15 protein-coding genes are annotated in these 12,900 nt (G+C 71.7%); 8 read left to right on the top strand and 7 right to left on the bottom strand.

The annotated features are described in order from the left end of the window. Window positions 1-3: 3 nt before the first annotated feature. Window positions 4-777: a PaaX family transcriptional regulator gene (locus KIP79_RS33950; protein ID WP_214109066.1), complete on the bottom strand. Its 774-nt coding sequence runs from the start codon at window positions 775-777 to the stop codon at window positions 4-6. A gap of 184 nt (window positions 778-961) precedes the next feature. On the opposite strand from KIP79_RS33950, the gene KIP79_RS33955 reads away from it, so the two are divergent. After that, the gene (locus KIP79_RS33955; RefSeq protein ID WP_083502187.1) at window positions 962-1,129 is read left to right on the top strand and encodes a DUF3117 domain-containing protein; all 168 of its coding nucleotides are present in this window, start codon (window positions 962-964) and stop codon (window positions 1,127-1,129) included. Between the two features lie 105 nt (window positions 1,130-1,234). Then, a complete protein-coding gene (locus KIP79_RS33960) occupies window positions 1,235-2,626 on the top strand; it encodes a leucyl aminopeptidase family protein (RefSeq protein WP_214109067.1) in 1,392 nt (463 codons plus the stop codon). Here KIP79_RS33960 and KIP79_RS33965 read toward each other — a convergent pair. Next, window positions 2,616-3,245 carry an O-methyltransferase gene (locus KIP79_RS33965; protein WP_214109068.1) on the bottom strand — a complete coding sequence of 210 codons (630 nt, stop codon included), beginning with the start codon at window positions 3,243-3,245 and terminating at the stop codon, window positions 2,616-2,618. The genes KIP79_RS33960 and KIP79_RS33965 overlap by 11 nt on opposite strands. Window positions 3,246-3,418: 173 nt before the next feature. Between KIP79_RS33965 and sigE the strand changes: the two genes are divergently transcribed. The 4 genes from sigE to KIP79_RS33985 all read left to right on the top strand — a co-directional run bounded on the left by sigE (window position 3,419) and on the right by KIP79_RS33985 (window position 6,697). Then, window positions 3,419-4,048 (top strand): RNA polymerase sigma factor SigE, encoded by a 630-nt coding sequence (gene sigE, locus KIP79_RS33970; RefSeq protein ID WP_214109069.1) that lies wholly within the window; start codon window positions 3,419-3,421, stop codon window positions 4,046-4,048. Between the two features lie 43 nt (window positions 4,049-4,091). Further along, complete coding sequence (locus tag KIP79_RS33975; protein WP_214109070.1) at window positions 4,092-4,610, top strand: anti-sigma factor family protein; 519 nt, start codon at window positions 4,092-4,094, stop codon at window positions 4,608-4,610. Window positions 4,611-4,878: 268 nt separating this feature from the next. Continuing rightward, the gene (locus KIP79_RS33980) at window positions 4,879-6,270 is read left to right on the top strand and encodes a S1C family serine protease (RefSeq protein ID WP_214109071.1); all 1,392 of its coding nucleotides are present in this window, start codon (window positions 4,879-4,881) and stop codon (window positions 6,268-6,270) included. Between the two features lie 73 nt (window positions 6,271-6,343). After that, window positions 6,344-6,697: a sec-independent translocase gene (locus KIP79_RS33985; RefSeq protein ID WP_214109072.1), complete on the top strand. Its 354-nt coding sequence runs from the start codon at window positions 6,344-6,346 to the stop codon at window positions 6,695-6,697. A 47-nt stretch (window positions 6,698-6,744) separates the two neighbouring features. On the opposite strand, the gene KIP79_RS33990 is transcribed toward KIP79_RS33985, so the two are convergent. From KIP79_RS33990 to KIP79_RS34000, 3 genes are read right to left on the bottom strand one after another with little or no spacing between them, the layout of a single operon-like run. Beyond that, window positions 6,745-7,884, bottom strand: a complete 1,140-nt coding sequence (locus tag KIP79_RS33990) for an Mrp/NBP35 family ATP-binding protein (protein WP_372453732.1) — start codon at window positions 7,882-7,884, stop codon at window positions 6,745-6,747. Between the two features lie 49 nt (window positions 7,885-7,933). After that, a complete protein-coding gene (locus KIP79_RS33995; RefSeq protein ID WP_214109074.1) occupies window positions 7,934-8,413 on the bottom strand; it encodes a DUF1003 domain-containing protein in 480 nt (159 codons plus the stop codon). Continuing rightward, a complete protein-coding gene (locus KIP79_RS34000) occupies window positions 8,406-9,611 on the bottom strand; it encodes a magnesium transporter MgtE N-terminal domain-containing protein (protein ID WP_214109075.1) in 1,206 nt (401 codons plus the stop codon). The genes KIP79_RS33995 and KIP79_RS34000 overlap by 8 nt, the downstream gene beginning before the upstream one ends. Window positions 9,612-9,692: 81 nt before the next feature. Between KIP79_RS34000 and KIP79_RS34005 the strand changes: the two genes are divergently transcribed. Then, window positions 9,693-10,637 carry an EamA family transporter gene (locus KIP79_RS34005; protein WP_214109076.1) on the top strand — a complete coding sequence of 315 codons (945 nt, stop codon included), beginning with the start codon at window positions 9,693-9,695 and terminating at the stop codon, window positions 10,635-10,637. A 57-nt stretch (window positions 10,638-10,694) separates the two neighbouring features. Here KIP79_RS34005 and KIP79_RS34010 read toward each other — a convergent pair whose 3' ends face one another. After that, entirely contained in the window at window positions 10,695-11,072 is a 378-nt protein-coding gene (locus KIP79_RS34010) for a hypothetical protein (RefSeq protein WP_250214274.1), read from the bottom strand. Next, the gene (locus KIP79_RS34015; protein ID WP_214109077.1) at window positions 11,069-11,671 is read right to left on the bottom strand and encodes a biotin transporter BioY; all 603 of its coding nucleotides are present in this window, start codon (window positions 11,669-11,671) and stop codon (window positions 11,069-11,071) included. The genes KIP79_RS34010 and KIP79_RS34015 overlap by 4 nt, the downstream gene beginning before the upstream one ends. A gap of 209 nt (window positions 11,672-11,880) precedes the next feature. Between KIP79_RS34015 and KIP79_RS34020 the strand changes: the two genes are divergently transcribed. After that, complete coding sequence (locus tag KIP79_RS34020) at window positions 11,881-12,825, top strand: HpcH/HpaI aldolase/citrate lyase family protein (protein WP_214109078.1); 945 nt, start codon at window positions 11,881-11,883, stop codon at window positions 12,823-12,825. Window positions 12,826-12,900: the final 75 nt, after the last annotated feature.

Here is a 12,900-nt window from a genome sequence, read left to right on the forward strand (position 1 = left end):
TCCTCAGGTGGCCCCGTGCAGGGTGCGGTCGACGAAGGCGGCGGCGCGGGGCAGCAGGCGGCCGGCCTCCTGCTCGAAGTAGGCGCGAGCCTTCTCCCCGGGCCAGCCGGGGGGCAGCAGGGCCGGAGGCAGCGCGGGGTCGCGGAACAGGAAGTTGCGCCAGGTGTGCACCAGCCTGCTGCGGACCGCGAACACCTGGTCCTCGGGGGCGTCGTCGGGCAGCGAGCCCACCAGCGTCATCGCCCCGGCCAGCCACTCCTCGTACGCCCTGCCGATGCCCTCCAGGTCCCAGGCCCGGGCCACCAGGTCCCGCGGGTCGCCCTCCAGCACGGCCTCGAAGCGGTCCGCCGTGATCTGCAGGGCGTCCAGTTCGGGAGACGGGCGCGGACCGATCCAGGTGGTCTCGGAGAGCGGCGCGTACCCCAGGAACATCAAGTCGGCCCGGAGCCGCTCCCGGCGCGGGCGGTCCCTGACCGGCTCGATCACCAGCAGGTGCCAGCGGCCGGGCCAGGTGACCGTGCCGCTCCGGTAGATTCGGGCGGCCGTCTGGTCCAGGCGGCGGGCGCACTTTGGGGTGAGACCGTAACCGGGGCCCTGCGGGAGCCGTACCGGGTCCAGCCAGCCCTGTCGGACCATGCGGGAGATGGCGGTGCGGACCGCCGGGGCGGCGACGTGGAGCGGCGCGAGCAGCCGCACCAGCGCGGCCACGGAGGCGCGTCCGCCGCGCGTACGCAGATGGTCCCCGTAGAGGTCGAAAAGCGCGGCTCGGGCGTTCACGCCACCCAGTGTGGGGTCAGGATCTGTCTCCGACAATGCATAGGGGCACCCGCTTTGATCCACAAATGAGCCCTAGGCCGTTACCCTGAAGAGCTCGGAGGCGGGATAATAGGACATCACAGAAGACGTGAATGCGCCGACCACCTCTTCGGGGGCGGTCGACAACGCGGGAAGGGATACACGCATGGCGGCGATGAAGCCGCGGACTGGTGACGGTCCGCTGGAAGTCACCAAGGAAGGCCGGGGCATTGTCATGCGGGTCCCGCTTGAAGGCGGTGGCCGGCTCGTCGTCGAGCTGTCAGCGGACGAGGCCAGCGCGCTCGGAGACGCTCTCAAGAACGTGGTCGGCTGAGGCTCGGCCCGCCGTCCGATTCCACACCGGCCCTGGCCGCGGGGTGATTCCGCGCCGGGGCCGCATTGTTTTCTCCCTGGTTGTCCTCGGTTATCTGGAGTTTCCGTGCCCATCGAGACCCGTCTGACCATCGCCCCGCAGGCCATCGCCGACGCCGAGTTCCTGGCCGTGCCGTTCGGCCCCGGCCGGACCCCCGAGGTGGACCTCCCGCTCCCGGTGGACGCCCTGCTCGCGCACTACCAGGCCAAGGGCGAGCCCGGCGAGGTGCTCGAAATTCCGGTCGCGAACGGCGACGGAGTGCGGCGCGTGCTGCTGTACGGCACCGGCGACGACCTGCGCAAGGCGGGCGCCGCGCTGGGCGGCAAGGCCAAGGGCAGGCCCAGCCTGACGGTGCTGCTCCCGCCGGACGGGGACGTGGCCGCGCTGGTGGAAGCGGCCCTGCTGGCCACCTACCAGTTCACCATCGGCGAGGTGCGCGGCCGCCCGGTGGGGGAGATCGTCGTGGTCGGCGGCGACGAGGCGGCCATCCGCCGGGGCGAGGCCACCGCGCGGGCCACCGCGGCCGCCCGGGACCTGATCAACACCCCGGCCTCGATCAAGACCCCCGGCTGGCTGGCCGCGCAGGCCGTGGAACTCGGCGCCGCGGCCGGGGTCGGCGTGCGGGTGGACACCGAGCTGGCCGGGTTCGGCGGCATCCGGGCGGTCGGGAAGGGCTCGGTCAACCCGCCCTGCCTGGTCGAGATGTCCTACACGCCCGCCTCGTACGACCGGCATGTGGTGCTGGTCGGCAAGGGCATCACCTTCGACAGCGGCGGGCTCTCGCTGAAGACCTCCGACGGCATGAAGACCATGAAGACCGACATGGCCGGGGGCGCCGCGGTGATCGCCACCCTGGCCGCGCTGCCCGGCTTCGACGTGCCGGTCAAGGTGACCGGCCTGATCGCCTGCGCCGAGAACTCCTTCTCCGGCTCCGCCCAGCGCCCCAGCGACGTCATCACGCAGTACGGCGGCCGCACCGTCGAGGTGCTCAACACCGACGCCGAGGGCCGCCTGGTGCTGGCCGACGCGCTCGCCTACGCCGACGCCGAACTCGACCCCGACGCCATGGTGGACGTGGCCACCCTGACCGGCGCGGCCCGGGTCGCCCTCGGCACCGGCCTCGGCGCCCTGTACGCCAGCGACGACACCCTCGCCGCCGAACTGCTGGCGGCAGGGGAGCGCGGCGGCGACCGGATGTGGCGAATGCCACTCATCGACGACTACCGGGCCGAACTGGACTCCGACGTGGCCGACCTGTCCAACGTGGAGCGCAACCCGAGCCCCATCCCCGCCGCCGGCTCGGTCACCGCGGCGCTGTTCCTCCGTGAGTTCGTCGGCAAGCGTCCCTGGGCGCACCTGGACATCGCCGGCCCGGCCCGCGCCGACAAGGGCGCCACCGGGTTCGGCGTGCGGCTGCTGCTGGAGTGGCTGAGCGGGCTCGGCAGCGTCAGGAGCTGAGCTTGACCGCGGCGAGCAGGCCGTCGCCGAGCGGGAGCATCAGCGGGCGGAGCCGCTCGTCGCCGCGGACCAGCTTGCCCAGCTCGCGGATGACCACGGTGTCCGGGTCGCGCTGGGTCGGGTCGGCCACCTTGTCGTGCCAGAGCGCGTTGTCGAAGGCCACGATGCCGCCGATCCGGAGCAGCCGGATCGCCTCGGCCAGGTAGTCGCCGTACTCCTGCTTGGCGGCGTCGCAGAAGACCAGGTCGTAGCCGCCGTCGGCGAGGCGGGGCAGCACGTCCAGGGCGCGGCCCACGATCAGGCGGATCCGGCTGCCGGAGAAGCCCGCCTCGGCGAACGTCTGGCGCGCCAGACGCTGGTGCTCCGGCTCGGCGTCCACGCTGGTGAGCGTGCCGTCCTGGCGCATGCCGCGGAGCAGCCAGAGGCCGGAGACCCCGCAGCCGGTGCCGATCTCCACCACCGCGCGGGCGTTGTTGGCGCTCGCCAGGAAGCTGAGCGCGGCGCCCGCGCCGGGCAAAATGGGCGGCGCACCCACTTCCGTGCCGCGCTGCCGCGCCGCCCGCAGGAGCTCGTCCTCCGGGACGAACTCCTCCGCAAAGGCCAGGCTCGCCGTGTTCATGGTTCTGAAGCGTAGGGGAGTAAGCCCCGAACGGGAACTCACGCAACAACGGGGACGTTGCACGCTTTGAACGGTCTTTGTCGAACCCTGCTCGTTCGACAAGGGTCGCGCGCGTCCCGGGCCCGAGGGGTCCGGGAAATTAGACGCAGCAGGGAGGGGCGGGGTCGGGCACTATGGGGGTAGTAGCGGCACTGGAGAGAGGATTGTCGGTGGACGATCGGGACCACCAGCCGGACACCGCCGTGTCCGACTGGACGCCTCCCACTTGGGAGGAGGTCGTCCGAACGCATTCCGCGCGGGTGTACCGGCTCGCCTACCGGCTGACCGGGAACGTGCACGACGCCGAGGACCTGACCCAGGATGTGTTCGTCCGGGTCTTCCGCTCCCTGTCCAGCTACACGCCCGGCACGTTCGAGGGCTGGTTGCACCGGATCACCACCAACCTGTTCCTGGACCACGCGCGGCGTAAGCAGCGGGTCCGCTTCGAGGGTCTCGCCGACGACGCGGCCGAGCGGCTGCGCGGGCGGGAGCCGTCCCCGGCCCAGGCCTACGACGACGCCCACCTCGAACCCGACATCCAGGCGGCGCTGGACGCGCTGGCCCCGGAGTTCCGGGCCGCCGTCGTGCTCTGCGACATCGAGGGCCTGTCCTACGAGGAGATCGCGGCCACGCTCGGGGTGAAGCTGGGCACCGTCCGCAGCCGCATCCACCGGGCCCGCACCCAGCTGCGCGACGCGCTGGAGCACCGGGCCCCCCGCAATGACCAACTCCCCCCTTCGTCCTTCACCCGGGAGGGCAGATGAGCACCCCGCTCCGCTGTCCCCGACAGCACCACGAGGAGGGAGCATGACGCACCTCGGAGAGCGCGTCTCCGCGCTGATCGATGGCGAGCTCGGCCACAACGACCGGGAGCGCGCGCTGGCCCACCTGACCTTCTGCGCCGACTGCCGGGCGGAGGTGGAGGCGCTGCGGGCCCTGAAGAGCCGACTGCGGCTGATGGACCCGCCGGCCATGCCGGCCGACCTGACCATGTCGCTGCTGCGCATGCCGCCGCCGAGCCCGCCGGACACCCGCAACCTGCCGGGGATCTACAGCCTGGCCCCTTTGGACAACCGCCCCCGCAGAAGCGGCGGCGGTTCTTCCGGGCCTGGCCGTGGTAATCGCCGGGTCGGCTACGTGGCGGTCGGGATGGCCTCCGCGGCGGTCGCGCTCGGCACGTTGTTCATGGTCAGCGGGGACCCGCGGCCCGCTACGCCGCCCGAGATGATGGTGCCGGCGCCCAAGACCGCGACCCCGTTCAACGGCCAGGCCCCCAGGGCCACTCCTCAGGTCAGCCCGAGTGTGACGCCGTCGCTTGCGCACTGATGTCCAGATCGGGCGACTACCCTGCCGAATGATGGGGATCCAGACGGCATACGATCTGGCTTTACGCCGGACGTATGCCGTTGCGGTGAGGATGGCATCCCGCCACCGCTGACCTTGCGTGGGAGTGAAAGCAGCGATGACCGACGACACGCGTCCTCACAACGCGTCGGACCGGCCACAGTTCCTACCGGCACCGGTGGAGGGAGCCGCGCCCCAGCCAGGTTGGGGCGATCCCTCCGGGGCTGCCGGCGGGACCGCTCCGCACCGCATGCCCCCACCGGACCCGGCGACGACCGGGCAGTTCGGGCCGTACCCCGGGCAGCAGGGGTCGTTCGGCGGTCAGCAAGGGGGGTTCGGAGGTCAGCAATTCGGAGGTCAGCAAGGGGCGTTCGGCAGCCCGCCGCCGCCGCTTCCGCAGGAGCCGCCCTTCGGCGGGCCAGGTCCGGCCGGTCCGCCGCCGCCCACCAACCCGTTCGGTATGGGCCCGGCCTGGGCGCCGCCGCCGGGAGGTCCCCCGCCGGCGCCCGCCCCGCGGCGTTCGCCCCGGACGGGCACGCTGGCCGCGCTGGCCGTGACGATCGCGCTGGTGGCCGGCGTGGCCGGCAGTTACGGCACCTACCTGTTGCAGAGCCGCGGCTCCGGCCTGGACCCGGGGTACGCCATTCCCAGCGCCCCGGCCGGGACCACCGCGCGCCCGCCAGAGTCGGTGGCCGGAGTGGCGGCCAGGGTGCTGCCCAGCGTGGTCTCGCTGGAGGTGCGGGGCAACGCCGAGTCGGGCACCGGCTCCGGCTTCCTGATCAAGGGCGGCTACGTGGTCACCAACAACCACGTGGTGGCGGTGGCCGCGCAGGGCGGTGAGATCCGGATCAAGTTCGCCAACCGGCAGGCCACCACCGCGCGCATCGTCGGCCGCGACCCCAACTCCGACATCGCCGTGGTCAAACCGGACGAGACCTTCGGCTCGCCGGAGGCGGCGCTGGGCAACTCCGACACCATGGTGGTCGGTGACCCGGTCATCGCCATCGGCTCCCCGCTCGGTCTCACCGGGACCGTCACCACCGGCATCGTCAGCTCGCTCAACCGGCCGGTGGAGGCGGGCGGCGAGCGCGGGCGGGACTCGGCGCTGATCAACGCCATCCAGACCGACGCCGCGATCAACCCGGGTAACTCCGGCGGGCCGCTGGTGAACGCGGCCGGGGAGGTGATCGGGGTGAACTCGGCCATCGCCACCCTGGGCGGCGGCTCGGCCCTGGGCGGCCAGCAGACCGGCAGCATCGGCCTGGGCTTCGCCATTCCGGTCAACCAGGTACGCCGGATCGCCGAGGAGCTGATCACCACCGGCACGGCCCGTACCTCCCGGATCGGGATCAGCATCGACCAGCAGTACCAGGGGCCGGGCGTGCGGATCGCGGCGCAGGCCGAGCGGGGCATCGAGCCGGTCACCCCGGGCGGGCCCGCCGACAAGGCGGGGCTGCGGCCGGGCGACGTGATCCTGGAGGTGGCCGGCCAGCCGGTCGGCGACAGCCGGGAGTTGATCGTCACCATCCGGAGCAAGGCGCCCGGCGACCAGGTGTCCTTCAAGTATCAGCGGGCCGGCGCGGAGCGGACCACCACGGTAACGATCGGTGCCGCACCGGCGCCGAGCGCGCGGCCAAGCTGACGGGGCCTCGTGAGCACGCCGGTGGCGGCGTTAGTCTGAGAGCCATCGGTACGGGTTTGTAAGGGAGATCGCCGTGTTCGGAATCGGCTGGCCGGAGATTGTGGCGTTGGCGGTCATCGCGCTGCTGGTCTTCGGTCCGGAGAAGCTTCCGCAGGCGGCCTCCCAGGCGGGGCGCACGCTGCGGCAGCTGCGGCAGATGGCCAACAACGCCAGGAGCGATCTGGAGGCCAACCTGGGGCCGGAGTTCAAGAACTTCGACCCGGCCGATCTGAACCCGAAGGCGTTCGTCCGCAAGCACCTGCTGGACGACGTGGAGAAGGACTGGAACTCGCCGGAACCGGAGCCGCTGGAGGCGCCCGTCCCGGCGCCGGCGGCCATGGAGCTCACCAACGGCGAGATCCCGCCATACGACAACGAGGCGACCTGATGTGAAAAAGCCCGTCCTGGACAGGACGGGCTTTTTCGTGTGCGTGTCTATCGACCGGCTGGGGAGATGTCGAGCTTGCGGCCCTTGAGGCTGCTGGAGCGCTTGCCGAGACCGGCGGCGATCCGGCGGAGCTCGGCGGCGGCCGGGGCGTCCGGGTCGGTGAGCACCAGCGGCTTGCCCTCGTCGCCGCCCTCGCGCAGCCGGGTGTCGATCGGCACCTGGCCGAGCAGCGGCACCCGGGCCCCCAGCGTCCGGGTCAGCGCGTCGGCCACCTGCTGGCCGCCGCCCTCGCCGAAGACCGAGATGCGCTCGTCGCAGTGCGGGCAGGGCAGCCAGGACATGTTCTCGATCACGCCGGCCACCTGCTGGTGGGTCTGCGCGGCGATCGACCCGGCCCGCTCGGCCACCTCGGCGGCGGCCTGCTGCGGGGTGGTCACCACGAGGATCTCGGCGGTCGGCATGCGCTGGGCCACCGAGATGGCGATGTCCCCGGTGCCGGGCGGCAGGTCCATCAGCAGCACGTCCAGGTCGCCCCAGTAGACGTCGGCGAGGAACTGGTGCAGGGCGCGGTCGAGCATCGGCCCGCGCCAGACCACCGCGCTGTTGCCCTCCGGCTTGAACATGCCGACCGAGATGACCTTGATGTCGTGCGCCACCGGCGGCATGATCATGTCTTCGACCTTGGTGGGGCGCTCCCCGACCCCGAGCATGCGCGGCACGCTGTGGCCGTAGATGTCGGCGTCCACCACGCCCACCTTGAGCCCGCTCGCCGACATGGCGGCGGCCAGGTTGACGGTGACCGAGGACTTGCCGACCCCGCCCTTGCCGCTGGCCACCGCGAAGACCCGGGTGAGCGAGCCGGGTTTGGCGAACGGGATCTCCTTCTCCGGGCCGCGGTCGCCGCGCAGTTTGGTCTGCAGGACCTTTCGCTGCTCGGTGCTCATCACGTCCATCTCCACCCGGACCCGGGACACGCCGGGCACGGCGGAGACGGCAGCGGTGACATCCCGGGTGATGGTGTCGCGCATCGGACATCCGGCGACGGTCAGGTAGATGCCCACCCGGACTTCACCGTCGAGCCCGATGTCAATGCTCTTCACCATGTCGAGATCGGTGATCGGCCGGCGGATTTCCGGGTCGTTGACCCTCGCCAGCGCGGCTGTCACCTGTTCAGGGGTCGGTGCCATACCGTTCATGCTACGAACTCGGGGGCGTACCTACGAACGGCGGGCTGTCTTACCGTCCCTGTGGGTTGTCTTTTGCCTCGCCCTCCAGCTGGTCCATCAGGCGCTGGAGCTCGGCTCTGAGGTAATCCCGGGTGGCCACGTCGCCCAGCCCGATCCGGAGTCCGGCGATCTCCCGGGTCAGATATTCCACCGCCGCTTGGTTCCGTTCCGCGGCCAGCCGGTCCTGCTCGTTCTGCACCCGGTCCCGGTCGTCCTGCCGGTTCTGCGCCAGCAGGATCAGCGGCGCGGCGTAGGAGGCCTGCAGGGACAGGGCCAGGGTCAGGAAGATGAACGGGTACGGGTCGAACTTCAGCGGCGTCAGCACGTTCCACAGCACCCAGACGGTCACGAAGATCGTCATGTACACCAGGAACCTGGCGGTCCCCAGGAACCGGGCGAAACGCTCCGCCCAGCGGCCGAACGCCTCGGGGTCGTACTGCGGCCGGAGCTGGAGGCGCGCTTCCCTGGGCTGGTCCAGCCGGTCAGCCATTGCTCTCCCGCCAGTCCTCGGGCAGCAGGTGGTCGAGCACGTCGTCCACCGTCACCGCGCCGAGCAGCCGGCCCACGCCGTCCACCACCGGGCTGGCCATCATGTTGTACGTGGCCAGGTAGGAGGCCACCTCGGGCAGCGTGAGGTCGGGGCGGATCGGGTCGAGTGAGGTGTCGAGCAGGCTGCCGATGAGGGTGGACGGCGCCTCGCGGAGCAGCCGCTGGAAGTGCACCAGGCCCAGGTAGCGGCCGGTCGGGGTCTCGGTGGGCGAGCGGGAGACGAACACCTGGGCGGCCACCGAGGGGGTCTGCTCCGGGTTGCGGATGTGTGCCAGCGCCTCGGCCACGGTGGCGTTCGGCGGGAGGATCACCGGCTCGGTGGTCATCATGCCGCCGGCGGTCTCCTCGCCGTAGCCGAGCAGGCGCCGTACCGGCTCGGCCTCCTCGGGGATCATCAGCTGGAGCAGCGACTCGGCCTGCTCGGCGGGCAGCTCCTGGAGCAGGTCGGCCGCGTCGTCGGGGCCCATCTCCTCCAGCACGTCGGCGGCCCGTTCGGCGGCCAGGTTGCCGAGCACCACCACCTGGTCGCGTTCCGGCAGCTCCTCCAGCACGTCGGCGAGGCGATCGTCGTCGAGCGCGGCGGCCACCTCGGCCATGCGCTTGTCCGGCAGCTCGTGCAGCAGGTTGGCCAGGTCGGCGGGGCGCATGGTGTCGATGGCGGCGAGCAGGCTGGCCGCGCCCTGCTCGTGCGGGCGCGTCTCGAAGCCGGTGACCTGGTCCCAGTCGACGATCACCGTCTCGCCCCTGCGGCGGGTGCCGCGCCGGATGGCCACCTTGGTGATCAGCCAGTCCGGGGGTCTGTGCTCCATGGCCAGGTCCAGCACGGTGGCGGGGTCGCCGGCCAGGGCGACCTTGCGGTCCAGCAGCTCGCCCATGGCCAATGTCTCGGAGTCGCGCTGCTCGAACCGGCGCAGGTTGAGGCGGCCGGTGAAGATGACCGCGCCGGCCTCCACGCTGATGATCCGGGTGATCGGCAGGAAGACCCGCCGCCGGGGGCGTACCTCGACCACCAGGCCGTGCACCCGGGGCGGCAGGCGGCCGCGCAGGGCGACCACGACGTCCCTGATCCGGCCGATGCGGTCGCCGGCCGGATCGAACACCGCGAGCCCCGCCAGCCGGGCCACGAAGATCCGATCCACGCTCGAAGGCTATGGGGGTGCGTGCGTTACGCCGGTTATGACAGGATCAATAGCATCAAACGGTAGTTACATGGATGGGTCATGATCAGGTCAATCAGCCTGGGAATCGCTGTCGTCTCCGCGGCCTGTTTCGGGTTCTCCGGGCCGATGGCCAAGTTCCTCGGGGCCGCCGGGCTCGCCCCGCTGGAGTCGGTGTGGGTGCGGATGGCCGGGGCCGGGGTGCTGCTCCTGGCGGTGCTGGCGGTGGTCCGGCCGCGGGCGCTCCGCATTCCCCGGGACCAGCTGGGGTTCTTCGCGGCGTACGCGGTGGTGGCGGTGGCCGGGGTGCAGGCGCTGTTCTTCGTGGCGATCACCCGGTTGCCGGTGGGGGTGACCCTGCTCATCGAGTACACCGCGCCGGTGCTCGTGGTGCTCTGGGTGCGGTTCGTCCGGCGGGTACGGCTGTCGCGGGCGGCCTATGTGGGCGCGGTGGTCGCGGTGGTCGGGCTCGGGGTGGTCGTGGAGGTGTGGCAGGGGCTGCGGCTGGACGCGATCGGGCTGGTGCTGGCGCTGCTGGCCGCCGCGTGCTGCGCCGGATATTTCCTGATGAGCGATAACTTGCGGGTCGATCCGCTCGGGCTGGTCGCCTGGGGGATGACGGGGGCGGCGGTGGTGCTGATTCCGATCGCGCGACCGTGGGAGATCGACTGGGCGGTGTTCGGGGGGACCGCCACGGTGGGTGAGCACACGCTGCCGGTGGCGGGCGCGGCCGCCTGGCTGGTGGTGGTGGCCACCGTCATCGCGTACGTCACGGGGGTCACCGCGGTGCGGCGGTTGTCGGCGGCGGTGGGGGCGACCGTGGCCACCGTGGAGGTGATCGGCGGGGCGCTGATCGCCTGGGTGCTGCTCGGGGAGCGGCTCGGGGTGGCGCAGATCGCCGGTGGGGCCGTGGTGCTCGTGGGGGCGCTGCTGGCCCAGACCGCCGCCGCGGGTGCCAGGAAGGCCGCACCGGTGGCGGCCGAGCCGTCACCCGTCGGGGTGGGGTGAGGGGCTCACCCGTTGAGGTCGGGTGCGGGCCTCAGCCGTTGGGGTCGGGTGCGGGCCTCAGCCGTTGGGGTCGGGTGCCGGCGTCAGCCGTACCACCAGGGCTTCGGTGGCCCAGCGGGCGGTCAGGGCCGCGCTGTCGGCGGCGTTGAGCCGCTCCTTGGCCAGCGCGGCTACCGTCTCGGCGTGCTCGGTCTGGTCGAGCACCTCGACGGTGGCCGGGAAGCGGATCAGTTGGGCGCCGTTGTCCTTGCTGCGCAGCACCACCTCGGTGGTCGCGCACTCGGCCAGGCCCGGCAGTTCCTGCTCGCCGCCGCCGGTGACCAGGCAGATCGCCCCGTCGTGCCAGACGTGCCAGGCCAGCCGGGTTCCGGACGGCAGCGCCAGCCAGCAGACTCCGGACTTCTTGGCGCCCTCTTCGATCAGCCGCAGGGTCATTCCTCTACTTTGGCACCCCCGCCGAGCAGCTTCCAGGTGGCGGGGAGCAGCCCGGCGGCCACCACCAGCTTGACCGTGTCCCCGGCCAGGAACGGCACCACGCCCTTGTCCACCGCGGTGGCCAGGTCCATGCCGGTGTAGACCATCAGCCAGGGCACGCCCACGGCGTAGATCGTCAGGGTCCCGGCGAGCATGGTGCCGACGGTGCGCGCGACGGTGCGGTCGCCGCCACGCGCGGCCAGGTGGCCGACCAGCGAGGCGGCCACGATGAAGCCCAGGATGTAACCGAGGGTGGCGTTCCCGCCGGACGGGGCGAACCAGGTCAGGCCCAGGCCCGCCAGGTCGCTGACCTGGCCCACCAGGAAGTAGAGCACCATGCCGAGGAAGGCCCGGTGCAGGCCGAGCGCGGCTCCGGAGAGCAGCACGGCCAGCGTCTGCAGGGTCACCGGCACGGGGGTGTCCGGGAGCGGGAAGCTGATCTGCGCGGCCACGCCGGTGAGCGCGGCGGCGCCGACGACCAGCGCGGTGTCGCGGACCAGCCGCCCCGGGATGAGATCGGACAGTACGGCGGGGCGGGCCCCGGTGGTTGCGCTGGTCATCCTGACGTCCTTTTCGGAGTACTTGTCGCTGTTGACCATTCTTGGGAGAGCTTTGGGGTGCGATATACGACGTCGCGGCCAACGTCGTTCGCGGTCGTTTGTAGGAAGGGCACAGGTGGCTATCCGGGGTTATCCACAGCAGGCGGGTTATCCACAGACGGAGGGGTGGGGGCGCTGCGGGTGGCCGGGCGGGCGCTACGGTGTGGCGCATGCGAGCGAGACGATCTGTTCTGGCGGTTCCCGGCAGCAATCCGCGGTTCCTGGAGAAGGCTCAGGGCCTCCCGGTCGATTCCGTTTTCCTGGATCTGGAGGACGCGGTCGCCCCGCTGGCCAAGGCGGAGGCCAGGCGGAACGTGGTCGCGGCGCTGCGGTCCGGCGACTGGTCGGGGAAGGCGGTGGCCGTCCGGGTCAACGACCTGACCACGCACTGGACCTACCGTGACGTCATCGAGGTGGTGGAGGGGGCCGAGGGGCGGCTGGACTGCGTGATGCTGCCCAAGGTGGAGGACGCCGGCCACGTCCGGTGGCTGGACACGCTGCTCAGCCAGATCGAACGGGCCAACGGGCTGCCGCTGGGCGGGATCGGGATCGAGGCGCAGATCGAGAGCGCCCGGGGCCTGGTCAACGTGGACGAGATCGCGGGCGCCAGCGGGCGGCTGGAGACGCTGGTCTTCGGCCCGGCCGACTTCATGGCCTCGATCGGGATGCGCACGCTGGTGGTGGGGGAGCAGCCGCCCGGGTATCCCGAGGGTGACGCCTACCACTACGTGCTGATGCGCATCCTGATGGCCGCGCGCAGCCACGACCTGCAGGCCATCGACGGGCCCTACCTCCAGATCCGGGATCTGGACGGCTTCCGGCGGGCGGCCGGGCGGGCGGCGGCGCTGGGGTTCGACGGCAAGTGGGTGCTGCATCCGGGGCAGGTGGACGCGGCCAACGAGGTGTTCTCCCCGGCGCAGGAGGACTACGACCACGCGGAGCTGATTCTCGACGCGTACGAGTACTACACGACCGTGGAGCGGCGGGGGGCGGCGATGCTGGGGGACGAGATGATCGACGAGGCGTCCCGGAAGATGGCGCTGGTGGTCGCGGCCAAGGGGCGGGCGGCGGGGTTGACGCGGAGCAAGGTGTTCGAGCGGCCGGAAACCCTCTGAGCTTCTCTGAGCTCCCTCCGGCTTGTCTGGCTTGTCTGGCTTGCCTGGCTTCTCTGAGGGCGCTTCAGGGGCTGT

The organism is Acrocarpospora catenulata (assembly GCF_018476525.1).
GTDB classification, from domain to species: Bacteria; Actinomycetota; Actinomycetes; order Streptosporangiales; family Streptosporangiaceae; genus Acrocarpospora; species Acrocarpospora catenulata.

What these genes read in the sequence shown, in the direction of transcription:
- KIP79_RS33955 (WP_083502187.1), top strand. Translation starts at nt 962, where the DNA reads ATGGCGGCGATGAAGCCGCGGACTGGTGACGGTCCGCTGGAAGTCACC.
- KIP79_RS33965 (WP_214109068.1), bottom strand. Translation starts at nt 3,245, where the DNA reads ATGAACACGGCGAGCCTGGCCTTTGCGGAGGAGTTCGTCCCGGAGGAC.
- sigE (WP_214109069.1), top strand. Translation starts at nt 3,419, where the DNA reads ATGGGGGTAGTAGCGGCACTGGAGAGAGGATTGTCGGTGGACGATCGG.
- KIP79_RS33975 (WP_214109070.1), top strand. Translation starts at nt 4,092, where the DNA reads ATGACGCACCTCGGAGAGCGCGTCTCCGCGCTGATCGATGGCGAGCTC.
- KIP79_RS33980 (WP_214109071.1), top strand. Translation starts at nt 4,879, where the DNA reads ATGCCCCCACCGGACCCGGCGACGACCGGGCAGTTCGGGCCGTACCCC.
- KIP79_RS33990 (WP_372453732.1), bottom strand. Translation starts at nt 7,884, where the DNA reads ATGGCACCGACCCCTGAACAGGTGACAGCCGCGCTGGCGAGGGTCAAC.
- KIP79_RS33995 (WP_214109074.1), bottom strand. Translation starts at nt 8,413, where the DNA reads ATGGCTGACCGGCTGGACCAGCCCAGGGAAGCGCGCCTCCAGCTCCGG.
- KIP79_RS34005 (WP_214109076.1), top strand. Translation starts at nt 9,693, where the DNA reads ATGATCAGGTCAATCAGCCTGGGAATCGCTGTCGTCTCCGCGGCCTGT.
- KIP79_RS34010 (WP_250214274.1), bottom strand. Translation starts at nt 11,072, where the DNA reads ATGACCCTGCGGCTGATCGAAGAGGGCGCCAAGAAGTCCGGAGTCTGC.
- KIP79_RS34015 (WP_214109077.1), bottom strand. Translation starts at nt 11,671, where the DNA reads ATGACCAGCGCAACCACCGGGGCCCGCCCCGCCGTACTGTCCGATCTC.
- KIP79_RS34020 (WP_214109078.1), top strand. Translation starts at nt 11,881, where the DNA reads ATGCGAGCGAGACGATCTGTTCTGGCGGTTCCCGGCAGCAATCCGCGG.